This window comes from Shewanella rhizosphaerae, from assembly GCF_019457655.1.
Taxonomy (GTDB): Bacteria; Pseudomonadota; Gammaproteobacteria; order Enterobacterales; family Shewanellaceae; genus Shewanella; species Shewanella loihica.
Window position 1 is genome coordinate 956,469 of the sequence record NZ_CP080420.1, and the last position, 22,304, is coordinate 978,772.

Here is a 22,304-nt window from a genome sequence, read left to right on the forward strand (position 1 = left end):
TTCATTTTATAAATAATATTCATTTTTTTTATTTAAATGGCAAGCGTAAGATCGCCATATCATCTCGTTAGACAGAGTTTTTCATGGCAACTTACCTTCCCCCACTTAGAAACTTGCTGCAGCTATTGTTGCAGGTGGGGTTATTGTCTCTACTGGCCCTGGCCGCCCAATGGTTGGTGACTCGGCTGGCATTGCCGCTACCCAGCGGTGTGATTGGCCTGGCGGCGCTTCTGGCCCTGCTGGCGCTAAACTGGTTGCCGGAGCGTTTCGTGGCCCGCGGCGCCGCTTGGCTGCTCGGTGAGCTGCTGCTCTTCTTCATTCCGCCCGTGGTGGCCTCGATGCATTATGCGCCGCTGCTTGAGCAGTATGGTGTCAGCCTGCTCTGCACCTTAGTGCTGGGGAGTGCCAGCGTCTTGCTGATCACCGGCTTCGTGATAGACAGGGTCTTCAAGTATGAGCGCCGCCTCAGACAGGCCGGCGCGGCCAAAGCGGTGGGCGTCTGATATGTTGGCTTCCATGCACCTGTCTCTGCTTGGCCTTGGCTGTTTGCTGGCGACCCTGGTCAGCTATGGCCTGAGTAAGAGTCTCTATCGCCGCTTCGGTCACTGGTGGCTGTCGCCCATGGTGCTGACGCCGGGCTTCTTGCTGGCCTTGGTGGTGGGCTTTGCCATTCCGCTCCCCACCTATTTCGAGTACAACCACTACCTCAGTTTGCTGCTGGCACCGGCGACCATCGCCTTCGCCCTGCCTATCTACCGCGAGCGCCATCTTATCCGCCGTTATCCGCTGACCCTGAGTTTGGGCGTGCTCACCGGCCTGTTGGCGGGTTTGGTCTCCTCCTGGCTGCTGACTAGGGTTATCTATCTGCCGCCCGAGCTGTCCCACAGCTTGCTGGTGCGTTCGGTCTCGACCCCCTTTGCCCTGGAGGCGACCCGCGAGTTTGGCGGCGTGCCGGATCTCACCGCCGTGCTGGTGTTGATGACAGGTGTGCTGGGCATGTTGCTGTGTGGTCCTGTGTTCAGGCTGGCGAAGATCTCTAGCCCTCTGGCTAAGGGCGCCGCCTTAGGCGCCAGTGCCCACGGGGTGGGGGCGGCCAAGGCCGCCGAATATGGCCGGGAGGAGGGCGTGGTGGCCAGCCTCACCATGATCTTTACCGGTATCGCCATGGTGATCGGTGCGCCGCTGTTCGCCTACCTGCTGGTGTAGCCGGGCGCTACCGGCTAGAGCGGTTGTCTGTTTTGATGCCTCATTGTTTTAGCAGTGAGGCGCACAGCTTAACGAAGTCTGACGAGGTCAGGATACCGATCACCTTGTGATTGTCGTCGACCACAGGCAGGCAGCCCAGCTTATTGTCGATGAAGTAGTCCACCACGACCGCAAGAGGCTCGTCCAGCGTGACCCTCTGAAATTCCCTATCCATGATCTCGGCCACCGAGGTGCGCCGCTCCTGACGATCCAGCCCTTCGTTGCCGTAATGGGTCAACATGCCCATGACGGTGCTGATCATCTTCTTGTGGGTCAATATGCCAACTAGGGTGCCGTCGGCTTCGCTGATGACGGGCAGGTGGCGCACGCCGCGGCTACTCATCAAGAGGTGGGCATCCTTGGTGGTGGCCTGATCGCTGATGCACACAGTGTCTGTGGTCATGATATCGCTGACTCTCATGGTCGACTCCTTCAACTATGGGGATGCCTTCATCATAACAGCTATTTACGCCGTGGTTGAAAAATGCACACAGGCAAGTGGTGGGTACGACCTCTGCTTGGCGAAAAATGCTGTGACATGGCGATAAGCAAGCCTCTGTCGAGATGTTCTGCTGCCGCCGCTGTGGCCCTTAGTCGAAACTAGCGGTTGCCGTGATCATAATAATTTTGCAATATTGTTAATTGATAATTAGAGTCATTAGACCTCTTACCAGGAATAACAATAACAAGGTCAGTTATCTTTCGCAGTACGCGTTTTCAGCTTCACATGGTGTGAACCGAGGGCACAAGGGATAACCGGCTCAAATAAAGGAATAACAATGAAAACCAATTATTCTCGCAGGGATTTTCTGGCCATGTCGGCCAAGGGTGTGGGTGCCGCCGTTGTCTCCTATGGCCTGATGGGCTGTTCAAGCAGTGATGACGATAAGCAAGAAACCGCCCCCAAGGTTCAATTTCTACACGGTATCGCCAGTGGTGACCCTACCCACAGCGCAGTGATCCTCTGGACCCGAGTAACCCCCGACACAGACGGTGACGTCAAGGTCGGCTGGGAGATCGCTTCCGACGCCAATTTTACCCAGATGATCTCAAACGGCGAGACCACCACTAACGCCGATCGCGATTACACAGTGAAGGTCGATGCTATCGGCCTGGATTCGGGTACGGCCTACTATTATCGCTTCATGTCCGGTGAGCAGGTCTCAAGTGTCGGCATGACCAAGACGCTACCTGAAGGCGCCGTCGAGCAGGTCAAGCTGGCGGTGATGTCTTGTGCTAACTTCCCTGCCGGTTTCTTCAACGTCTATGAGCTGGCGGGTCAGCAGGAAGGGCTGGACGCCGTGGTGCACCTTGGTGACTACATCTATGAGTATGGTCGCGGCGGTTATGCCAGCGAACATGCTGCCGAGCTTGGCCGTGAAGTACTGCCTGCCGGTGAACTCTTTACCCTGTCAGACTATCGCACCCGTTACGGTCAATATCGCAGCGACGAGTCTCTACAGACACTGCATGCCAAGGTGCCTTTCATTACCGTATGGGATGACCATGAGGTGGCGAACGACACCTGGTCTGGCGGCGCCGAAAACCACAACGAGGGTGAGGGTGACTTCGAGGCCCGCAAGATGGGCGCCCTGCAAGCCTATTTCGAATGGCTGCCTATCCGTCCATGGCGCGAGGGCAACCACGAGGAGATCTATCGCTCATTCAGCTTCGGCGATCTGGTCGACCTGCACATGCTAGACACTCGTGTACTGGCTCGTGATAAGCAGCTGGACTACGCCGACTATGTCGATGCCACCACAGGTGCCATGGACAGTGCCCGCTTCATGGCGGATGTCACCAGCACAGAGCGTACTCTGCTGGGGGCCGAGCAGCTACAGTGGTTGCAGGCCAGTCTGCTGAGCGCCACGGGTAAGTGGCAGGTGCTGGGACAACAGATTTTGATGGGTACCATGATGCTGCCTGCGGCGATCGCCATGCAGAAGCTCTCCGTTTATGAATATGCCGAGCTAGGCGCGTTGGCGCAGCTGGCGGCCCGTGCGGCGGCCAATGATCCGACCCTGACTCCACAGGAATACAGCTTCCTCATAGGCAACCAGTACAAGTTGACGCCTGAGGTGATGGCGCTGTTGCAACTGCCTTCTATCCCCTACAACCTGGATGCCTGGGATGGCTACGCCTACGAGCGTGAGGTGATCCTGGCTACGGCCAAGCAGAAGGGCGCTAACCTGGTGGTGATCGCCGGTGATACCCATAACGCCTGGGCAAACGAGCTTAAGGACAGCCATGGGGACCTAGTGGGCGTAGAGTATGCGACTAGCTCGGTATCTTCTCCTGGACTCGAGTATTACCTTGGCATTCCTGCCGACCAGCAGAGCGTGACCGAGGCCGGCGTCGTCGACCTGGTCGATGGCCTCAAGTACACCAACTTGAGAGATCGCGGCTTCATGGTGCTGACCTTCACCTCAGAGGCGGTGCGCAGCGACTGGCACTTTGTCGATACCATTCTCGACAGCGAGTTCAGCGAGGCGACTGACAAGCACTACGCGGCGATGACCATGGCGGGTGAGCCTAAGATCACCGCGGCATAAGCCTGTTTTAAGCCGATAAAGCCGCCCTAGAGGCGGCTTTTTTACCTTTAAAAATGCATCCCCCGTCCAAGTTTCGTTATTTAGTTCTGCATGGGGGAAATTTTTAGTATAAAATTCAGCTCCAAATCCCGCAGCGTCGATTGTCGTCGTGTTGAAGTTCAATACGCGCCCCTTGTGCTACGCTGGATTTGGGGCGAAGCCTAATCGATGGATTACCTTCCTCCCTCTCAAAGACCAATTAGAACAAGATGGGGACGGCCTGATGTCTGAGAAACACTTTATTACCGCACAGGAATTGCTGGAAGATTCTTTTCGCCTAGCGGCGCAAGTTTATGAGAGCGGTTTTAGACCACAGTTTATTGTCGGCATATGGCGTGGCGGTGCCCCGATAGGGATTGCGGTCCAGGAATATTTCGATTTCAAGAAGGTCGAGACGGACCATATCGCCGTGCGTACCTCCTCTTACTATGGCATTGGCACAGATAAGCAGAGCAAGCAGATCAAGGTGCATGGCCTGCACTATATCGTCGAGAACGCCAACGCCGATGACGGCCTGCTGATTGTCGACGATGTGTTCGACTCTGGCCGCAGCATCCACGCCCTGAAAGAGAAGCTGGCCGAGCTGATGCGCCTCAACATGCCAACCGACGTGCGTATTGCCTGCCCTTACTACAAGCCGAAGAATACCGCGGTATCTTTGAAGCCGGACTACTTCATCCACGAGTCTGAAGACTGGTTGGTGTTCCCACACGAAGTTTCTGGCCTGTCGCCAGAGGAGATCGCCAACGGTAAGGGCGATCTGAAGAACATCAAAGAGCTTTTCGTATAACGCGTTGAGCCATGATTAGCAGCATAAAAAATGCCACCCTAGGGTGGCATTTTTATTGGTGCTAATTCTTGCCATAATCTGTTTATAGCTTGTCTATCTCGTCACCCAGCTGATAGGCCTTGTCCGTGACTATCTTCTCTAGGATGGCGATGCGGGATTTGAGTTTATCTATCTCGGCCTTAAGCGCATCAATTTCGCTGTTGTCTACGCTGGCCTGTCGTCGGTTGTGCTCCTTAAAGGCGGCGAAGGCGAAGGCGCCTATGATGGCGATGGCGGCGAGTTGAAAAATGCCCATGGGCTTGCTCCTGTTTATGCTAGGGCCTGTAGACCTAGACGTCCCAATGTCTGTTATCTCACTATAACTCAAAAATGTTTTGCTACCAGGCCCTTATCCTGTTTTATCTATGCTGCTTACGAGGGGCTGACTAGATCTACCAATGTTAGGGATTTGGCTGCATCGCCTCTTGCACCCGGATACATTCTTGCTCGGCGGCTATGGTCCGATTGATGCCTCTCAGGGTCGTTGGGCTATAGCCCTCTGGTTTATCGAGCAGTGCCTGCAGCCTGAGTAGGCTAGCGTAACTGCAGCTTCTGGGCAGCAGGTTAGCCGTGTAGCTCTGCATGAATGCCTGGCTGTTGCGTTTGTCCACCTCGGCAAGTTCTGCCAGACGCTGCTCGGCGCTGGCCTGGCTCAGGGCCTTCTGCTCGCTGGGGTAGAGGTGGCGCATCACCTGAGTTAATTTTTCCAGCAGCTGAGGATCGCTCTCCTTGCTGTGGGCCTGGATACGCTCGAACCACTGGCGTTTCTCCTTGGCGCGGGGACGGGCCACCAGGGCGCCGAGCGCCGCCGTTTGCCCCTCGGGCGAACTATCCTTCTGCTTTTCCTTGAGCAGCAGGCGTTCACTGCCCAGGTAGTCATAGCGATTGAGGTGGGTGATTATCTGCCAGCGGCGCTCGGGCGTGAGCGTGATGCCGGGTAGCGATTCTCTCTCCTCGAGCAGCGCCGCCAGATGACGCTTTGCCTGATGACTGACGGCAAAGTGCAGGTAGTTGTCGAACCACAGAGATTGCAGCGCGGGATCAGCCTTGTTGCTGATGGTCAGGCGCAGGCTCATCTGAGCGATGGCGTTGAGGGCCTGACGGCTATAGCGCTGCTGATTGGGACTCATCTGCTCCAGCAGGGCTTTGGCCTGTTTAAGCTGGTCTTGAGCACCGACCAGCACCTGGGGATCGGTTTCAGCTGGTAGGTTCACCAGGGCGCTGCCGATAAAGCGGGGCAGGGGCAGTTCGCCGGCCAGTACAGACTCCCACAGGGATTGCCACAGCATGCGCCTGAGATCGGCTTCTTCCAGGCTGCCAAGGTGCAAGAGGGCCGTCTCGAGAGAGGCTTTGTCCAGCTTGACCCTGACGTAGGCCTTGTTCTGATAGTTGCTAAACACCAAGTCGGGACAGCGCACTCCCTTGAGGCGCTTGACCTCGGTGCTCGCGCCCTGGTAATCGACTTCGCTCACCAGATTCTTGTGCAGGCCATGTCGCCCCAGGGTAAACAGACCTAGCTTGATCCTCTGTGTGCTACCCAGATCGCCATTATGCTGTTTGAGGTCAAAGCGCGATATGCGATCGCCTGCGCAGCTGAATGCCACCTCAAGGCGGGTGACGCCGGCGCGCTTAAAGGCCGCCTGGCTCCACTGGCTCAGGGGCTGTTTGGTAACCTGCTCTAGGCTCGAAATAAAGTCGTTAAGGTCGGCATTTTGCAGGGAAAAGCGCTCGAGATAGGTGCCTATGCCCTGGTAGAAGTTGGTATCGCCCAGCATAAATTTCAGCTGATTTAGCTGGGCGATCGCCTTGTTTTGACTCGGCAAGGGATCTTGCGAAAATAGCTCCAGGCTGTTGGCGATCTGCTGCTCTACCTGCTCGGGGCTGCGGATAAAACTCTGTTGCTCTTCGGCCTGAGTCTGGCCAAACAGCCGGGCCTCGGCGTCGTCGGCAACCAAATAGGCCAGGCTCTGATTGAGCCAGAGCTGATCCCACCACTTGAGAGTGACCAGATTGCCCAGCCACTGCTCGGCCAATGCCCGCAGGATCTCACGGCGAGGTGTGCCCTGGGGCAGGCTTCGCTCATCGAAGCTGGTCTGTGCCTGACTGGCGCGAAACTCACTCGGCAAGTGAGGCACGATTGCCTGGGTGTAGTGACCGAAGGGGTACTTGCTGCCCAGGCGCTGCTGATAATAGTTAAGGGCCTGCTGGGTCTGTGATAGCCAGGTCTCGGCATCGATTGACTCTGCCTGGGACTGACGGGCGACCAGCTGCAGCGCTATGCCTTCGGCCTCACTCTGCCAGGTGTGATAAGGCCCCGCGAGCAGGGAGAAGTTATGGGGGCTGACCGGCTCGCTCTGCATAAACTGCCAAAGACTGCTTTGGCTTATTGGCTGATGGCTCTCGCCCACAGTCTGACGGCTCTCGTCTAATGCCTGACGGCTCTCATCTACTGGCTGACGGCTCTGCACCTTGGCCGCGCTGGCAACCTGCCAGTCGCTGGGTGCCAACACGCTCAGCCGATAGCTGGCCCTGAGATCTGGCTGATCAAACTGCGGCGCCAGGGTCTGGGCGCTGGAGGGCAGGAAATGGCTGTAGAGATAGCGAAGACCATCCTTAGGGTCGATAAACTCGATAAGCCCTTGGTCTTCATGGCTGTAGGGACTGCTAAAGTCCACCTTTATCAGGTTGGCGCCGCCCTGTAGCAGGCTGGCCGGGATCACCAGCCTGTGGCCATCATAGTTGGGGTAAAGTTTCTGGCCGTTGATGACAAGTTGACTGATGAGCGCCTGCTCCAGATCTAGGCTCAAGGCCTGCTGGGTGTCGGCTAACTGAAACTGGATCTGCGCCTCGCCCTTGAAGCGCCTCGCCTGGGTAAGGTCGAGGTGCAGCTGGTAGCTAACCTGACTGACTCTGCTGGCACGCTGCTTGGCGATACTGGCGCTGATGCCCAGGGACTTTTCGCTGCGCTGTTTGCTGCCAGGGGAGGTGCTTTGACATGCGCCGATAAGGAGGCAGAGTAGGAGGCTAGCGCACAGGGAAAACAGTCTCAAAATGGGTCCTTCTTATTCTATATGCTCGAGGGCTTGTCGGTTTGGCTGGCAGTCAAGGGGCGGGTAAATAGCCGCATCACGAATGAGTGCCAAAGGCCGCCACATTCTACCCGACTCTACCGCTCGGCAGTAGAATTTATCGACAAAAATTCTGTATCTTCACCTGCTTTTGGCGATTGCTCGCCGATGACAAGAGATAAAAAAACCAGCGCTGGGCTGGTTTTTTAAAGGAGATACAGGCTTACATGCCGAGGAAAGACTTCGACTTGGTCTTGCGGATCTCTTTCTCGTCAGACCATTCGATCAGGCCGGTTTCCAGATCCATCAGGCGCATGGTCATCTTGTAGTAGACATCCTTGGTGCTGCCATCTTGCTTAACTATGCTCGACAGGTTGCCGTACAGCATATATTGGGCACCGATTTGACGGCCGAAGTTGATGGCGGTCGATGGGTCGACCATGCCGGCATTGTTCTGATAATCCAGTTGCTTGCGTACCGTGTCGACCTTGGTCATGTCGATGAAGCGAAACTTACCCGAGCGCAGCAGCTTGTTGCTGATAGAGTCGGTAACCGATTCGGTGTCGATATGCTCTGAGGTCTTGTTCTTAATCTTGTCGACGAAGATCACGGGACGATCTTTGGCTGTCATGGCGACCACTGGCGGGAAGCTCAGCATGCTGTCGACCATCTTGGCGGTGATCGCCTGAAGATCCGTAGAACCGAAGTTTTCATTAACGGTTTCGACTTCAGTTGCATCACCGTACTGCACCTTAGATTGACAGCCCGCCAGGCCAATCGCCACGGCAATGATAAAAATGAGGTTGAATTTTTTCATAAAAATACCGATTCCTTAGTCTTGATTAGATGATTATTGAATAAAAACGGGTGAAATTACCAGTCTCAATTATCCAAATTAATGTGGTTTTATCGCTTTGTACGTCAATCGCTTGCGTCTGGGACTGCCCCAGGCGGATTTGATACTGGCCCGCATCCAGATAGCGGCGCCCTAGCTGTGCCTGTCTGGGCAAGGTCAACCAGCTACGCCTGTCGGCCTGCTCTGTGACCACGTTAAAGATCTGCATGGCGATGGCACCGGCATCGAACTCATCATTGCGCCGCTTCGATTCGCTGCGCACGCTGCGGGCCATCTCTGCCTTGGCGTAGATCCTCGCGGCCTGGCGAAACAGGGCGCTGGGGAGCTCCTCCTTGAGGGCGGTGATCGCCAGGGCATCGATATTGGCGAGCGGCGCCGTTTGCAGCACTGTGCCCAGGCCGACGAGCTCGCCTTGAGGCACGCTTACCCTGCCCGGGGCATAGGTGGCCAGGGAGGCGGTTTGCCAGTTGCCGTGGATACGAAATGGCACGGTAAAGCTCTGCTTCTCGGGGACAAATCCCCGCTCGAGCAGGACCACCACCTGGCCCTGTCCCGCCTTTGCCAGCTTGGCATCGCCCCAACGACGCTTAAATTCTTCATATTGTGGCATGGCCAGTTTCTTGGCCAGACGCACCAGATCTTGTTGCAGATAGGGGTTATCAGGAGTTATCTGCGCCGCCTTGCGATAATCGATGAAGGCGTCGTTCTCTTCCCCCAGCAGCTCATGCAGCAGGCCTGTGGTGTAGTAACTATAGGCGTTGAGGAAGGAACTTGTGGTGGTGCCTGCCGCCTGCCCGAGTCGATTGACCTCGGCGTCTATGGTGCCGTTGGCCATCGCCTGTACCGAGGCCTGGGATTTTTGGTATCTGGCCTGCTCGCTCTGTTGTAGCTCGTTGCTGCGCCTGACCTCCACCAGTGCCCCCTGACTGTCTCGGCTAAAGAGATAGTTTAAGGCCTGATATTGGTGCAGCATGATGCGCTCATAACCTGGGCCGCGATAGGGGATAACATTGTCGTTGATAAACAGGCTGCTGGCGGTGGCGCCGAGGTCGGATGCGCTGATCACCGCCTGCTCATCAAACTTCTGGTAGGCATCGACCGCCTGCTGGTAATAGGCTTTGCTGGCCTCGAAGTTGCCAGTGATCTGGGCGATACGCCCCGCTTCCTGGGCGTACAGCAGCCCATCTTGTCCCGTGATGGCATCGTCGAACTGTCGATAGAGGGCGGCATCGCCTTGCCTGCCGAGGTCGGCCTTCACCGGTGCCAACTGAGAGGGGTAGCTGATGAACACGCTGTTAAAGGCGCAGCCCGATAGGGTGAGCGACAAGAGCGCGCCGGCAAATGCCGCGCGGTATCGCCTTGAGACTCGGTTATGGGGGCTGCTTTGGTGTGACATAGCGGGTCAGATCCTTTGTAAAGCAAGTTCCGTCAAATGGCTCCGCGCCCAGCGCGGCATCGATTTAATAGTGAGGTGGTGGCGTCTCTTCCGCCTGACTGGCGATGTTGCTGGGTTCGACCTGGGAGAGCTTGCTGGTGAGCAGGCGTAACTTCTCCTGTTGGTCCGCCAGTAGGTCATTGAGCCTGATCACCTGCTGGTTCAGTGACTCTATGGTGTCATCCTGAAACGCCAGTTTCATCTCAAGATCTTCGATTCGTTGTTCTAGTTGCACCAATTTAAATCCTCTATCAATCGGGCTTGGGCCAGGTCTCCAGCAAGCCATTGCTGCTAAAGCTGATGATCTGCCCATTAATGGTTTCAGCCACAGAGTATACAACGGCGCCCTTGATTTGGGCACGCTCGGTGCGGGTAACTTGCCAGTTGGCGCGCATTTTTCCATCGGCTACCCGCCAAACGCTCACTTCTCTGGCGGGAGTGCCCGTTAGCAGTGTCTGATTATCTTTGGTAAAGCGCGCGGTGGAAAAGTTCATTGTGCGGCGTTTTATTTTAAGCGACGACACAGGTTTACCTGTCTGGGTCTGCCAGATGTCGGCCTTGTTGGTGCTGTCGGCGGCAAACGCCAGGCTGGCATCCTGACTTAGGCTCACCTCTAATACCCGGCTGGGGAGTTGCCACTGGTGCAAAGGCTGGCCGGTGTTGGCCTGCCAGAGGAAGACTTTACTGTCGTTGCCGCCGGACAGCGCCCAGCGGCCGTCGGCGGACAAGGCCACGCTGTTGACCTTCTCGCTGTGGCCGAGGAACTTGATCAGGGTATCTGTCTGGCGATTGAGCGACATGACGCTGCCGTCGGTGAGGCCGATGAGCAGGGTACCGTTATCGGCCAGCGCCAGACACTGACCGTTGGCGGGCAGTGACCACCATCCCAAGGGCTGGCCATCATCCGTGTTCCACAGGGCCACCGAGTCGCGGCTGATGGAGGCGGCATATTTCAGGTTATCAGACAGGGCCGTGGCTATGGCTGTGCCGCCCGCTTTACCGTGGATCCACTGATATTTAAGCGTTTTCTTGGTGAGATCCCATAGCTGTAGGTTGTTGCTGGTGGTGCTGACCAACAGATATCGGGCCTGGGGGGAGAGGCTAGCGTCATAGCTGGGTTCGGCGACCAGGCTGCTGACCTCGGGCTTAGGCTGGCAAGCGCTCAGCAGGAGCGTACAAGCAATCAGTGTACAAAAATGTAGCAATCTGGTTCTGCTCATGAACTTGTTCCTGGTTGCGTTGTCTCTAGCTCAAAGGTTTTCGCCTGGCGTAAGGGCGCCAGCCGACATTGATGAAACTTAATCAATGTAATTGGTATATGTTAATTAACTAGTATAAAGTGGTTCGTCTTAGAAGAGTAAGGTTATTGTAACCACAAGAAAATGCTGAGGAAGCTTTAATGAAGTCCATTTATAAAATGTCACTGGTCGCGTTGGCGGTGGTTGGTCTAACTGCTTGTAACCAAGAACAAAAAGTAACAAAACCGGCAGAAGTTAAACTCGAGACCCAGGCGCAGAAGCAAGCCTATAGCGTAGGTGCGTCTATCGGTAAATATATGTCTGGTCATATCAAAGAGCAGGAAGAGCTAGGTCTACCAGTGGATCGTAGCCTGATCATTCAAGGCTTTAGCAATGGTCTGAACGATGAGCTTAAGCTGACTGAAGAAGAGATGCAGACAGTACTGCAAGGTCTAGACGAGCAGCTAAACGAAAAGCGTCAGGCACAAGCCACTGCACTGGCCGAGAAAGCCAAGGCTGAGAGCGCGGCTTTCTTAGAAGCCAACAAGGCGAAAGAAGGCGTAACGACCACAGATTCAGGTCTGCAGTATGAAGTGATCACCGAAGGTACTGGCGACAAGCCAAGCGCCGAAGATACGGTTGAAGTGCACTATGTGGGCACACTGATCGACGGCACCGAGTTCGATAGCTCTATCGCCCGTGGTCAGAGCGCTAAGTTCCCGCTAAACCGCGTTATCCCAGGTTGGACCGAGGGTGTTCAGCTGATGTCTGTGGGTTCTAAGTACCGTTTCGTGATCCCAGCCGAGCTGGCCTATGGTAGCCGCGACACAGGTAGCATCCCAGCTAACTCTACGCTGATCTTCGAAGTTGAGCTGCTTTCTATTGAGAAAGCTGCACCAGCAGAAGAAGCCGCAGCGGCTAAGTAAGCCTAATTACTAAAGGCTTAAAAAGGGCGCTTAGGCGCCCTTTTTTGTGGCCGAAAGAAAAGACTGTGAGAACCGCATATGTGAACAGCTAGGGGGAATTTTCGCCGCTTAGTCCCAGCTGGATCGGATAACTCTGGCATTGTCTCGGCCTTAGGTTAGAATTTGCAAGGTAACCTTGGGGAAGACAGCTTATGGAATATGAATTTCGCCGCAACACATTGACCGGGACCCTGGTGGCTCAGTTCACCATGGATCATGAGATTATGGGGCTTTGGTTCGTCGATGAGCTGGGCGAAGATAAGGCCCTCATAGCGCAGATCGCCTCGACCATAGCGGCGCTGCAGCAGGGTAGGCTGACTGAGCAACGTTTTGTCGGCCAGGGGATCTCTCTCGAGCTGGATGAAGAGCAGGCCAGAGTATTTGCCAACGCCCTTGAGATGGATGACGACACCTTGCTGGATGAGTCCATGTCCCTGTATGACGGTGAGTCCCAGGCCTTCTGTGGCCTTGAGGATTTTGAGGCGGCGCTCAAGAGCTGGCAGGCCTTCATCGAAGAGAGCCGATAAGCAGAGAAAGTACGGGAAATCTTGCAAAGAAAAAGGCAGCTCAGGCTGCCTTTTTACGTTTTAGCTGTTTTGACCGGCGTAGCACCTAGGCTCATTGGTTAAGGTAGCGTACCGCCATCTCGGTGCGTGACTTGGCGTTGGCCTTGCGCAGCAGATTCTTCACATGCACCTTGACCGTGCCTTCGCTGATATGCAGCTGCTCTGAGATCACCCGGTTGCTCTTACCTTCGGCCAGTTGCTCGAGGATCTGTAGCTCTCTCGGGGTTAGGTTGTCTATCCAGGCCTGCTCGTCGGCGCCATCTTTCAGCTCATAGATGAAGTCTTCCACCGACTCAGAGATCACTCTGTGACCCTGCATGGCATTCTTCAGCTTCTCCAGCAGCAGATCCGGCTCTGTGTCTTTCAGCAGGTAACCGTCGGCGCCGGCCCTGACCAGGCGGATAACATCTTGCTTGGCATCGGATACCGTGAGGATCACGATGCGGCTGGTGACCCCTTCCTGACGTAAGGCATTGAGGGTATCTAGCCCTGTCATCCCCTTCATGTTGAGGTCCAGTAGCACGATATCCGGTTCGTTTTCGGCAATTGCCGACAGGGCATCTAGGCCGCTGCCTGCTTCACCAAATAGGGTGAAGTCTGAGTCAGAGGTGATAAGTTGACAGATCCCGCGACGTAGCAGGGGATGATCGTCTACGACCAAAACTGAATATGGTTTGCCCATTTTATTGCCTCCACTGAGGTCTGTTTTATTTAAAAATTAGTATCTTATATCACCAGCATCCCTACTGGCGCGGCTCTTGTTCGGGCGGGAAAAGCAAGGTGACCGTGGTTCCGCCCTGTTCATTGCTGCTGAAGTCTACCACACCCGAGAGGCGACTTGCGCGTTCATGCATGATTCCTATGCCAAAATGTTGATCCCTCTCCTTGAGCTTCTCCAGGCCAACGCCGTCGTCGCTGATGCTGATTTTGACGTTATTGCCGCTGCGGGTGCAACAGATATGAATATGATCCGCCTGGGCATGCTTGATGGCGTTGAGGGTCGCCTCACGGGTAAGCTGCAGTACATGAATGTGTTGGTGAGCGCCGAGCAGCTGAATAGGCAGCTTATCTTCCAGGGTGATCTTGGCCGTGGTTTGTCCCCTGAGCTGGTCGAGCATCATCTCAATCGCATGATTGAGGTTGGGATCTTTAATGGTCAGGCGGAAGGTCGATAGCAGCTCACGCAGCTGCACATAGGCGGTGTTGACCCCCTCGTTGATCTCCTTGAGCTGCTCCTCTACCTGAGGGCTGCGACACTGGCTGTCCAGCCCCTTGGAGAGCAGATTAACCTGGATCTTGAGAAATGAGAGTAGCTGACCCAGAGAGTCGTGCAGCTCGCGGGCGATCACGCCGCGCTCCTCCATCAGTGCCAACTGCTGGCGCTGCTCGCCGGCGTTATAGATGACGATGGAGCGGGCCAGCATGATGGCGAAGTTCTCAAACAGGGGATGATTGATCTCACCCAGGGCAGTGACCTCAAGATAGCCCAGCTCGTTGTCGGCAAATTTTAGCGGGAAACGGGTCTGGCTGCGCGAGGCGATGGGCCAGCCGCCGTCGGCATCTATGTAGAGCTTCTCCTTGTCATCCTGGGCGATCACCAGGCGCAGGAAGCTGTTGGGTTCATGGGCCCTGAGCTGATTCAGTGCCTGTTTCAGGGTGCTGATCTCCAGCTTGCCCGAATGCAGCATCACCAGGTTGTCGTAAAGCAGCTTGAGCTCGTTGTTGGCGCGGGTGAGGGCGAAGGTCTTCTCTTTGACCTGATTTTCCAGGTTGTTATAGAGGGTCGACAGCTCTCTGGCACTGGTGGCCAGCGCGTTGCTGAGCGAGCTAAGCTCGACATATTCGCTGTCTGGCATGGTGACATCAAACTCTCCCTTAGAGATGGTGTTGGCGGACTCCATCAACTGATTGAGGGGAGTGACCACCTTACGCTTGGTAAAGCGTACGGCGAAGAAGGCGATCAGCAACATGAGACCCAGGCCGGTGATCTGGCTGGCGGCCAGTAGCTTGAGCTTGAAGGCGGCGAACTCCTCGGTTTCCAGCACGAAGAGATCTATGGTGTCGACGAAATCTTTGAGGGCGGAGACATAGAGGCGCGAGTTCTCCTCTTCGATATATTGCTTCATCACCTGCCACTTCTGGATAACCAACAGGTACTGGGAGGCGAGATCGTCCGGGGTCATCCAGTCTAGAGAGCGTTTCAGCGCATCCGAGTGGAGGGTGGCCTCAAACTCTCTAATTTTGTCGTCGGCTCCCTCGCTGCCGGAGTTGGCGTAGAACATCAGACGGTAACTCTGCATACGCAGCGAGCCGGAGGCGTTGATGGCTCTGGCGTCTCCCAGGCTATAAGCCAAATTAGCTATGGCGAAGGTGGCGAGTCCACTGGAAAGTAAAATTAAGGCCAGCATTAACCTTAATATGGTGGAGGTGAGGCTGCCTTTCTTCATGTATTAGAACTCATTAAATTATAGGGAAAAATCGGAAATTTGGACTATGATACTTGTTTAGCAATTGCTGATAAAATTAACAAGGTGATAAAAATGTGACCAACAACACATTCACATTATGATCTGCCTCAAGTTTTAACCCGGATACCCCATAAGGGGTATATTTTTAACGGGGTTAAGGGACTAACTTTGGCCTTGGAGATGTTGTGGTTTTTAAGACTACTATAAAAAGTAACACGGAGATGAGATGGTGAGAACATTAACTACAAAAACCTTTGCACTGAGTGCTTTGGTCGCCGCTGGCCTGATGGCTACCGGCGTGATGGCAAGTGACAAGACTGAGCCACGTAACGAAGTCTACAAAGATAAGTTTTCTAAGCAGTACAACAGCTGGCATGACACAGCCGAAAGCAAAGAAGTTGTCGATATGCTTGAAGAAGTGCCTAGCCTAGTTGTGTTGTGGGCAGGTTACGGCTTCGCAAAAGATTACAATGCACCTCGTGGTCATATGTATGCGGTAACCGACGTACGTAACACACTGCGTACCGGTGCACCTAAGTCTGCCGAAGATGGCCCAATGCCAATGGCATGTTGGTCATGTAAGAGCCCAGACGTGCCTCGCGTGATCGAAGAGCAGGGCGAAGATGGCTACTTCACTGGTAAGTGGTACAAAGGTGGCGCAGAAATCGTGAACACTATCGGTTGTTCTGACTGTCACGAGAAAGGCTCTTCTAAACTGCGTATGTCTCGTCCATTCGCCGAGCGCGCCATGGCAACACTAGGCACGCCATTTGACAAGGCTTCTAAGAAAGACAAGCAGTCTATGGTGTGTGGTCAGTGTCACGTAGAGTACTACTTCGAGAAGACCAAAGATCGCAAAGGCTTTGTTAAGTTCCCTTGGGACATGGGCACAACTGTTGAGCAGATGGAAGTCTACTACGACAACATGGAGTTCAAAGACTGGACTCACGCCGTATCTAAGACTCCTATGCTGAAAGCACAGCACCCAGGCTATGAAACTTGGCAGCTAGGCGTACACGGTAAGAACAATGTGACCTGTACCGACTGTCATATGCCTAAGGTGAAGAATGCTGAAGGTCGTAAGTTTACCGACCATAAAGTAGGTAACCCATTCGATCGCTTCGAAGAGACTTGTGCGACTTGTCATACTCAAAGCAAAGAGTTCATGGTTAACCTGACGAAAGAGCGCAAAGTTAAGGTTGCTGACCTTAAGGCACGTGCTGAGTCTCAGCTAGTTAAGGCGCACTTCGAAGCTAAAGCGGCTTGGGATGCGGGTGCAACTGAAGCTGAAATGAAGCCAATCTTAATGGATATTCGTCACGCACAATGGCGCTGGGACTATGCAACTGCCTCTCACGGTGTTGCGGCTCACGCAGCTGACGAAGCGCTACGCATCCTAGGTACTGCGGTAGATAAGGCTGGTGATGCACGCATCAAACTAGCTCAACTGCTAGCAACCAAAGGTGTTAAGCAACCTATCGCCTTCCCAGATGTTTCTACCAAGGCCAAGGCGCAAGCTGCACTGGGTATGGACATGAACAAGTTGAATGCCGACAAGGCAGAGTTCAAGAAGACTGTACTGCCTAAGTGGGATGCCGAAGCTAAGAAGCGCGAAGCAACTTACTAATTTCTCCCCCCCCTGCATAGTAAAAGCCCCGGTTATCCGGGGCTTTTTTATATCTTCACGACTTTATACTTTCACGATCTTATATTTTCACCGCTTTATTTCGTCACTATTTTATCATCTTCAGCAGGGCTCTGAATCTGTCGCCACTGGCCTCTGCCTGTAGCTCGAACAGCAAAGACTCGCTATTGGTCAGCAAGGCGCCGTGCTGGGTCATCATCTCACAGCCTAACTGCTTATTGGCCTCGGTTCGCGAGGAGACGGCGTCGGTCACCAAGTGCACCTCATATTCGTTGTCCAGCAGATCCCGGCAGGTCTGATAGACGCAGATGTGGGTCTCTATGCCCGCGAGCAACACCTTGTGCCTGCCATATTGCTGCAGTGCCTGTCTGAAGGGCTCGGCGTGCCAGCCGCTAAAGTGAGCCTTAGGGATAGGCTGATAATGAGGCGTCAGCAGCTCGGCCAATGCCGGGCTGGTGGCGCCCAGTTTATCGGGCAGCTGCTCCAGCCAGACGACAGGGATATCAAACAGCTCGGCCGCCTTTATCAGTGTGGTGAGCCGGGTTTCCAGTTCCTCAGCCTGGTGCATCAGGGTGGCCAGCTTTCCCTGAACATCGACGATGATGAGTACACATTCCTGTGGTTGCAGCATAGGGCGCTCCTCTATGGGTGATGACTCCATCATACCCGGATAATTTCGCCACCCAATCCGTCATAAGTCGAATAGGCGACTGCGCTATTTTTGTGCGCTCTGTGCATAGTCGCACCTAATTGGTGCATTTATATGCAGCATCAAGGGCGCCGCTATTACTAAGTTTATGAATGTTAAGGTTTTGTAATATTGGCCTGATGATTGAATTGCCTTTGGCATCAGCAAGAATACTAAGATGAGTCGGAGGCGGTAATGAAATTAATCAGCGCAATAATCAAGCCATTCAAACTCGATGATGTGCGAGAAGCCATTGCAGGGTTGGGGATTGAGGGGATGACGGTGACCGAGGTGAAGGGGTTCGGACGTCAGAAAGGCCATACAGAGCTCTATCGTGGCGCCGAATACCAGGTGGATTTTCTGCCTAAGGTCAAACTGGATATCGCTACTAAGGCTGAAAACGTCGATCACCTTATCGAGTCCATCGTCGCGGCGGCGCATACGGGCAAGATAGGCGACGGCAAGATTTTCGTGACGGATCTCGATCAGGTGATCCGTATCCGTACCGGCGAACTCGATAACGAAGCACTTTAAGGGGGAATTCCAATGGAAGAGTTAGTAACACTAGGTGCGACAGTATCTGAGTTGAAGTTTGCTCTCGACACCTTTTATTTCTTGATCTCAGGCGCGCTGGTGATGTGGATGGCGGCCGGGTTTGCCATGTTGGAAGCGGGTCTGGTGCGCTCCAAGAACACCACAGAGATCTTAACCAAGAACGTCTGTCTCTACTCCATCGCCTGTATCATGTATTTGGTGGTGGGTTACAACATCATGTATGTGGATAATGCCGAGGGTGGCTGGTTGCCATCGTTTGCTAGCCTCATTGGTGCTCAGGCCAGCGATGCTGACCACGCGCTGGAATCGGATTTCTTCTTCCAGGTGGTGTTTGTGGCAACCGCTATGTCTATCGTCTCTGGCGCCGTAGCCGAGCGTATGAAGCTGTGGGCCTTCCTGATCTTCTCTGTGGTAATGACTGGGGTTATCTATCCTGTCGAAGGCTACTGGACCTGGGGCGGCGGTTTCCTCTCCGAGGCTGGGTTTGTCGACTTCGCCGGTAGTGGCATAGTACATATGGCGGGCGCGGCTGCGGCTATCTCGGGTGTCTTGTTACTCGGTGCTCGTAAGGGCAAGTATGGCCCTAACGGTCAGGTGAATCCTATCCCTGGTTCTAACCTGCCGATGGCAACCCTAGGTATGTTCATCTTGTGGATGGGGTGGTTCGGCTTTAACGGTGGCTCTCAGCTGCTGGTGTCTGACGCCGAGAACGCGTCGGCGGTGGCGAAGATCTTCGTTAACACTAACTCTGCAGCCGCCTTCGGCGCCGTCTCAGCCCTGGTGGTCTGTAAGATGGTATGGGGTAAGGCGGACTTGACCATGATCTTAAACGGCGCCTTGGCGGGCCTGGTGGCTATCACCGCAGATCCTTTGTCGCCATCACTGCCTCTGGCCGGAGTTATCGGCATGGTTGCCGGCGGTCTGGTGGTCTTCTCCATCGTGATGTTCGACAGAGTCAAGATTGACGATCCTGTCGGTGCTATTTCTGTGCACGGTGTTGCCGGCCTGTTCGGTGTGATGCTGGTGCCGCTGTCAAATGCCGATGCGACCGTGCTGGGTCAGCTCTATGGCGCCTCGGTCATCTTCGCTTGGGTATTTGGGGTTTCCTTCGCTGCCTGGTATATCCTCAAGATCACCATGGGGATCCGTGTCTCTGAAGAGGAAGAGTATAACGGTATGGATGCATCGGATTGCGGCATCGATGCTTACCCAGAGTTTGTCTCACTCAAGAGCGCCAGTTAACGGCTAGTCAAAACAGATTGCCAAAACTGATAGTAGAATTAACAGGGTCCGTACCTCATGGTGCGGACCCTGTCTTTTGTATTATGCTATCGAAAAGTATGGTGTGAGGAGCGCTAACATGAAGCAGTCTCTCTGGGTGTTGTTTTCGTTGCTGGTCTCAATTCAGTTGCAGGCGGGCCAGGTGGTGGTGCGTAAGGCGAGCGAACCCTTCGACGCCTTCGCCGTGCGCGACAAGGTGCAGCAGGACTTTGAGTGGCGGGAATCCCTGCGTTTGCAGCAGCAGATCCAGATACTACAGAGTCTGCCCTTGGGCTGCGTGCTGTTTAAGTCGCCCTATGCCTACTATCGTTGCGGCGCGAGTTTCTACCGCCCCTATCTGTATCAATCCGAGGGCGTAGACTCTCAGCAGCTCTATATTCAGGTCGATCCGCCAGTATCTCAGTGATTGTTAATATTTTGTAACGCTTTGCGTGGGGCAAAATGAAAAAGCCTACTTTATGATAGATCTTACGGTGCCCTCATCAGCGTAGGTTTAATATGAAAAGGCTAATTGAGTATAAGCGCGCTATCTTGTTGTTATTCTTCATAGTGAGCGGTTGTGCCAGCGGCCCGGGTAAGGAAACCCTCGCTAATATCGATCAGTACTTTGCCGACGATGAATTCGCGGCGGTTGCGGTTCAGGTCACGCCGGATAAGCTGTTTGCGCTGCCGACTCAGGTCACGATCGATCTGCGGCAAGATTATAAGCGCAGCCGAATGGCGCGCGACTATATTGCCGCTAACTTGTGGCTAGCCAACTACATCAACGCCGATAAAGGCGGTTTCAAATACCAAGATAATCTAACAAAGATCCCAGCGGATACCTTTAATGCGCGCGCCGGTAACTGTCTGTCGTTGGTGTTACTCAGTGCCTCGCTTGCCGATGCCTTGGGGGTCGATGTCGAGTTTCAAGAGGTCGAAGTGCCGCCAGTGTGGGACAAGGCCGGTGATTTCTATCTGGTGAATGGTCACATCAATCTGCGCCTCATTCCTAGGGAGACGAGTGATACCTTCCTTGCCGACAAAAATGCGTTGCAGATAGATTTTCTGCCCGAGCGTACCATGCGTGGCTATGCCAAACGGCGAATTGACAGAACCACTGTCATGGCGATGTTCTATAACAATGTCGCGGCCGAGTCTCTGGTTGAGGGACGTTACGATCAGGCCTATGCCTATCTGAAGCAGAGCCTGATGTTAAAGGCCGATTTTATTCCCGCCTTGAATACCCTGGCGATCCTCTATCGCTACAAGGGGTTGGATGATAGGGCGGAAAGTCTCTATAAGCTGGCGCTTTCCAGAGACAATGAGGATATGAATGCCCTGTTTAACTATGGGGTGTTACTCGCCAGTCAAAACAGGCTAGAGGAGTGGGCCAAGGTACATAAGACCCTTGAGCTGGTCAGGATCCGCAATCCCTATTACTACTATGACATGGCGCAGCAAGCCTACTCAGAGCATGAATATCAGACGGCGCTCACCTGGTATAAACGTGCGGTAGAGAAGGCCGATTATCGCCATGAGTTCTACTTTGGACTCTCCAGGGCCTATTGGGCCACGGGCGATGAGCGCAGGGCTAAGCTGAACATGCAAAAGGCACTGTCGCTGTCGGTGGATGAATATAATCAGCGACGTTATCAGGCCAAGCTGCAGGCGATGCAGTCCCATCAAGGGATCCATTAGTCTTTTTATTCAGAGAAAAAGTTATTCAGAGAAAAGGTTATTCAGAGAAAAGGTTATTTAGAGACCAGTTTATTCATAGATTAAGTCTTCTATAAACCAAGGCAAACAGGCACGTATGCCTTGGTTTAATGACCGTATAATTAGTTCACTCAATGAATCGTTAGCCGCATGAATAGCTAGCGGGTTACTTGAGAGCTTCAGGCATCTTTTCTGGTTCAAGTTTCGACTCAGGCTTAGACTCTGGCTCTGCTCCGAGTTTGGGTTCTGGCGCAGAGGGAATGCTTTTCCTCATCTCCTCAGCTTCTTCTCTATCCAATTGTGCTATACCCAGATCTATCTTTTGTGCTATGGACTGACTGTGGCAGGCTATCTTGCGCGGCGCCGCTGCAAATAGGGAGTGGCGAGAGGTTGGCTGCAGTGTGTCGACTCTAAACTTGAGTTGCTCACGGTAGTAGTCGAAGATGCGCCCCTCTAGGATGATGGCATCGACCCGCCCGGAAAACAGCATCATCACCTGACTCTTCTGACTATTGGATTCGCCATATTGTGGGTTACTGAGCGCCATCTGATAGAAGTCTCTACCTAAGTATTGGGTCGCGTTCTGAAACCCCATGACAGAGATCCCGGCCAGATCGGCAACCGAGTCGATCACAAGTTTATTGCTGGCCAGGGTAAACACGCTGTTTTGGTAGCTGATTAGGCTGCGGGTGTAGTAGAGACCCGCCAAGTTTTCCGGCGCATTGATGAGGCAGTCGACATTGCCACTGGCGACCTGACGAAAGGCTCGCTTATTGGGTGACAGATAGATATGACCGATCGATAGGGACTGCTTGGCTAACGCGGAGGCGAGACGCTCATATTGAATTCCGCTTTGACCGTTAGCAAAGAAGTAAGGGGGTATGGTGTTGCTGACCGCAAAGGAGATCTCAGTGTTAGCATTTTGTGCCAGGAGTGGGTTAGAAACTAGCATAAAACCAGATGCCAGCAGCAATCTTCTCATTGGGGGGATGGTTACCTCAACAGGGGCTGTAGCGCCATCGGCACTGTTTCGAGAGCCTCAATATGACTCTCTTATGACCATTAATAATCTACTATAGATAGGCTTTTGGTCGATTTCCAGATAAATGTTAACACTTTGTTTTGTTACTTCTGTTTTTTCTAGCAGGCTTAGCTGAAGAAGTTTTAAATAAAAAT

General features: G+C 53.9%; 22 protein-coding genes. 11 read left to right on the forward strand and 11 right to left on the reverse strand.

The window, feature by feature from the left end; all coding sequences use genetic code 11:
- Positions 1 to 83: 83 nt before the first annotated feature.
- Both K0I63_RS04290 and K0I63_RS04295 read left to right on the forward strand, forming a co-directional pair.
- Positions 84 to 503: a CidA/LrgA family protein gene (locus tag K0I63_RS04290; protein ID WP_220082660.1), complete on the forward strand. Its 420-nt coding sequence runs from the start codon at positions 84 to 86 to the stop codon at positions 501 to 503.
- Between the two features lie 13 nt (positions 504 to 516).
- A complete protein-coding gene (locus tag K0I63_RS04295; protein ID WP_220083371.1) occupies positions 517 to 1,206 on the forward strand; it encodes an LrgB family protein in 690 nt (229 codons plus the stop codon).
- Positions 1,207 to 1,246: 40 nt separating this feature from the next.
- Here K0I63_RS04295 and K0I63_RS04300 read toward each other — a convergent pair whose 3' ends face one another.
- Positions 1,247 to 1,666, reverse strand: coding sequence for a CBS domain-containing protein (locus tag K0I63_RS04300; protein WP_011864637.1), 420 nt, complete (start codon positions 1,664 to 1,666; stop codon positions 1,247 to 1,249).
- Between the two features lie 358 nt (positions 1,667 to 2,024).
- On the opposite strand from K0I63_RS04300, the gene K0I63_RS04305 reads away from it, so the two are divergent.
- The gene (locus K0I63_RS04305) at positions 2,025 to 3,797 is read left to right on the forward strand and encodes an alkaline phosphatase D family protein (RefSeq protein ID WP_220082661.1); all 1,773 of its coding nucleotides are present in this window, start codon (positions 2,025 to 2,027) and stop codon (positions 3,795 to 3,797) included.
- 262 nt (positions 3,798 to 4,059) lie between these two features.
- Complete coding sequence (locus K0I63_RS04310) at positions 4,060 to 4,626, forward strand: phosphoribosyltransferase (RefSeq protein ID WP_011864639.1); 567 nt, start codon at positions 4,060 to 4,062, stop codon at positions 4,624 to 4,626.
- An 82-nt stretch (positions 4,627 to 4,708) separates the two neighbouring features.
- On the opposite strand, the gene K0I63_RS04315 is transcribed toward K0I63_RS04310, so the two are convergent.
- The 6 genes from K0I63_RS04315 to K0I63_RS04340 form a co-directional block, all read right to left on the reverse strand.
- A complete protein-coding gene (locus K0I63_RS04315; protein ID WP_220082662.1) occupies positions 4,709 to 4,921 on the reverse strand; it encodes a hypothetical protein in 213 nt (70 codons plus the stop codon).
- 145 nt (positions 4,922 to 5,066) lie between these two features.
- On the reverse strand, positions 5,067 to 7,715 hold the full coding sequence (locus K0I63_RS04320; RefSeq protein ID WP_220082663.1) for an ERAP1-like C-terminal domain-containing protein: 2,649 nt from the start codon (positions 7,713 to 7,715) through the stop codon (positions 5,067 to 5,069).
- A gap of 241 nt (positions 7,716 to 7,956) precedes the next feature.
- Entirely contained in the window at positions 7,957 to 8,550 is a 594-nt protein-coding gene (lpoB, locus tag K0I63_RS04325) for a penicillin-binding protein activator LpoB (protein WP_011864642.1), read from the reverse strand.
- 25 nt (positions 8,551 to 8,575) lie between these two features.
- Entirely contained in the window at positions 8,576 to 9,985 is a 1,410-nt protein-coding gene (locus K0I63_RS04330) for a COG3014 family protein (RefSeq protein ID WP_258406938.1), read from the reverse strand.
- Positions 9,986 to 10,049: 64 nt separating this feature from the next.
- Positions 10,050 to 10,262, reverse strand: a complete 213-nt coding sequence (locus K0I63_RS04335) for a SlyX family protein (RefSeq protein ID WP_011864644.1) — start codon at positions 10,260 to 10,262, stop codon at positions 10,050 to 10,052.
- A 13-nt stretch (positions 10,263 to 10,275) separates the two neighbouring features.
- The gene (locus K0I63_RS04340) at positions 10,276 to 11,244 is read right to left on the reverse strand and encodes a WD40 repeat domain-containing protein (protein ID WP_220082664.1); all 969 of its coding nucleotides are present in this window, start codon (positions 11,242 to 11,244) and stop codon (positions 10,276 to 10,278) included.
- Between the two features lie 179 nt (positions 11,245 to 11,423).
- On the opposite strand from K0I63_RS04340, the gene fkpA reads away from it, so the two are divergent.
- Both fkpA and K0I63_RS04350 read left to right on the forward strand, forming a co-directional pair.
- Complete coding sequence (fkpA, locus tag K0I63_RS04345) at positions 11,424 to 12,188, forward strand: FKBP-type peptidyl-prolyl cis-trans isomerase (protein WP_220082665.1); 765 nt, start codon at positions 11,424 to 11,426, stop codon at positions 12,186 to 12,188.
- Positions 12,189 to 12,379: 191 nt separating this feature from the next.
- Positions 12,380 to 12,754, forward strand: coding sequence for a YacL family protein (locus K0I63_RS04350; RefSeq protein ID WP_220082666.1), 375 nt, complete (start codon positions 12,380 to 12,382; stop codon positions 12,752 to 12,754).
- Positions 12,755 to 12,845: 91 nt separating this feature from the next.
- Here K0I63_RS04350 and K0I63_RS04355 read toward each other — a convergent pair whose 3' ends face one another.
- On the reverse strand, positions 12,846 to 13,475 hold the full coding sequence (locus K0I63_RS04355) for a response regulator (RefSeq protein ID WP_011864648.1): 630 nt from the start codon (positions 13,473 to 13,475) through the stop codon (positions 12,846 to 12,848).
- Positions 13,476 to 13,536: 61 nt separating this feature from the next.
- Complete coding sequence (gene narQ, locus K0I63_RS04360) at positions 13,537 to 15,240, reverse strand: nitrate/nitrite two-component system sensor histidine kinase NarQ (protein ID WP_220082667.1); 1,704 nt, start codon at positions 15,238 to 15,240, stop codon at positions 13,537 to 13,539.
- A 247-nt stretch (positions 15,241 to 15,487) separates the two neighbouring features.
- Here narQ and nrfA point away from each other — a divergent pair, with 247 nt between their 5' ends.
- Entirely contained in the window at positions 15,488 to 16,888 is a 1,401-nt protein-coding gene (nrfA, locus tag K0I63_RS04365) for an ammonia-forming nitrite reductase cytochrome c552 subunit (RefSeq protein ID WP_011864650.1), read from the forward strand.
- Positions 16,889 to 16,994: 106 nt separating this feature from the next.
- Here nrfA and K0I63_RS04370 read toward each other — a convergent pair whose 3' ends face one another.
- Positions 16,995 to 17,537, reverse strand: a complete 543-nt coding sequence (locus K0I63_RS04370) for a hydrolase (protein ID WP_220082668.1) — start codon at positions 17,535 to 17,537, stop codon at positions 16,995 to 16,997.
- A gap of 252 nt (positions 17,538 to 17,789) precedes the next feature.
- On the opposite strand from K0I63_RS04370, the gene K0I63_RS04375 reads away from it, so the two are divergent.
- From K0I63_RS04375 to K0I63_RS04390, 4 genes are all read left to right on the forward strand, one after another.
- Entirely contained in the window at positions 17,790 to 18,128 is a 339-nt protein-coding gene (locus tag K0I63_RS04375; RefSeq protein ID WP_011864652.1) for a P-II family nitrogen regulator, read from the forward strand.
- 12 nt (positions 18,129 to 18,140) lie between these two features.
- Positions 18,141 to 19,391 carry an ammonium transporter gene (locus K0I63_RS04380; RefSeq protein WP_011864653.1) on the forward strand — a complete coding sequence of 417 codons (1,251 nt, stop codon included), beginning with the start codon at positions 18,141 to 18,143 and terminating at the stop codon, positions 19,389 to 19,391.
- A 118-nt stretch (positions 19,392 to 19,509) separates the two neighbouring features.
- Complete coding sequence (locus K0I63_RS04385) at positions 19,510 to 19,836, forward strand: hypothetical protein (protein WP_220082669.1); 327 nt, start codon at positions 19,510 to 19,512, stop codon at positions 19,834 to 19,836.
- A gap of 92 nt (positions 19,837 to 19,928) precedes the next feature.
- On the forward strand, positions 19,929 to 21,110 hold the full coding sequence (locus tag K0I63_RS04390) for a tetratricopeptide repeat protein (RefSeq protein ID WP_220082670.1): 1,182 nt from the start codon (positions 19,929 to 19,931) through the stop codon (positions 21,108 to 21,110).
- 184 nt (positions 21,111 to 21,294) lie between these two features.
- On the opposite strand, the gene K0I63_RS04395 is transcribed toward K0I63_RS04390, so the two are convergent.
- Positions 21,295 to 22,110, reverse strand: coding sequence for a substrate-binding periplasmic protein (locus tag K0I63_RS04395; RefSeq protein ID WP_220082671.1), 816 nt, complete (start codon positions 22,108 to 22,110; stop codon positions 21,295 to 21,297).
- Positions 22,111 to 22,304 lie beyond the last annotated feature (194 nt).

What these genes read in the sequence shown, in the direction of transcription:
- K0I63_RS04290 (WP_220082660.1), top strand. Translation starts at nt 84, where the DNA reads ATGGCAACTTACCTTCCCCCACTTAGAAACTTGCTGCAGCTATTGTTG.
- K0I63_RS04295 (WP_220083371.1), top strand. Translation starts at nt 517, where the DNA reads ATGCACCTGTCTCTGCTTGGCCTTGGCTGTTTGCTGGCGACCCTGGTC.
- K0I63_RS04300 (WP_011864637.1), bottom strand. Translation starts at nt 1,666, where the DNA reads ATGAGAGTCAGCGATATCATGACCACAGACACTGTGTGCATCAGCGAT.
- K0I63_RS04305 (WP_220082661.1), top strand. Translation starts at nt 2,025, where the DNA reads ATGAAAACCAATTATTCTCGCAGGGATTTTCTGGCCATGTCGGCCAAG.
- K0I63_RS04310 (WP_011864639.1), top strand. Translation starts at nt 4,060, where the DNA reads ATGTCTGAGAAACACTTTATTACCGCACAGGAATTGCTGGAAGATTCT.
- K0I63_RS04315 (WP_220082662.1), bottom strand. Translation starts at nt 4,921, where the DNA reads ATGGGCATTTTTCAACTCGCCGCCATCGCCATCATAGGCGCCTTCGCC.
- lpoB (WP_011864642.1), bottom strand. Translation starts at nt 8,550, where the DNA reads ATGAAAAAATTCAACCTCATTTTTATCATTGCCGTGGCGATTGGCCTG.
- K0I63_RS04330 (WP_258406938.1), bottom strand. Translation starts at nt 9,985, where the DNA reads ATGTCACACCAAAGCAGCCCCCATAACCGAGTCTCAAGGCGATACCGC.
- K0I63_RS04340 (WP_220082664.1), bottom strand. Translation starts at nt 11,244, where the DNA reads ATGAGCAGAACCAGATTGCTACATTTTTGTACACTGATTGCTTGTACG.
- fkpA (WP_220082665.1), top strand. Translation starts at nt 11,424, where the DNA reads ATGAAGTCCATTTATAAAATGTCACTGGTCGCGTTGGCGGTGGTTGGT.
- K0I63_RS04350 (WP_220082666.1), top strand. Translation starts at nt 12,380, where the DNA reads ATGGAATATGAATTTCGCCGCAACACATTGACCGGGACCCTGGTGGCT.
- K0I63_RS04355 (WP_011864648.1), bottom strand. Translation starts at nt 13,475, where the DNA reads ATGGGCAAACCATATTCAGTTTTGGTCGTAGACGATCATCCCCTGCTA.
- narQ (WP_220082667.1), bottom strand. Translation starts at nt 15,240, where the DNA reads ATGAAGAAAGGCAGCCTCACCTCCACCATATTAAGGTTAATGCTGGCC.
- nrfA (WP_011864650.1), top strand. Translation starts at nt 15,488, where the DNA reads ATGGTGAGAACATTAACTACAAAAACCTTTGCACTGAGTGCTTTGGTC.
- K0I63_RS04370 (WP_220082668.1), bottom strand. Translation starts at nt 17,537, where the DNA reads ATGCTGCAACCACAGGAATGTGTACTCATCATCGTCGATGTTCAGGGA.
- K0I63_RS04375 (WP_011864652.1), top strand. Translation starts at nt 17,790, where the DNA reads ATGAAATTAATCAGCGCAATAATCAAGCCATTCAAACTCGATGATGTG.
- K0I63_RS04380 (WP_011864653.1), top strand. Translation starts at nt 18,141, where the DNA reads ATGGAAGAGTTAGTAACACTAGGTGCGACAGTATCTGAGTTGAAGTTT.
- K0I63_RS04385 (WP_220082669.1), top strand. Translation starts at nt 19,510, where the DNA reads ATGAAGCAGTCTCTCTGGGTGTTGTTTTCGTTGCTGGTCTCAATTCAG.
- K0I63_RS04390 (WP_220082670.1), top strand. Translation starts at nt 19,929, where the DNA reads ATGAAAAGGCTAATTGAGTATAAGCGCGCTATCTTGTTGTTATTCTTC.
- K0I63_RS04395 (WP_220082671.1), bottom strand. Translation starts at nt 22,110, where the DNA reads ATGAGAAGATTGCTGCTGGCATCTGGTTTTATGCTAGTTTCTAACCCA.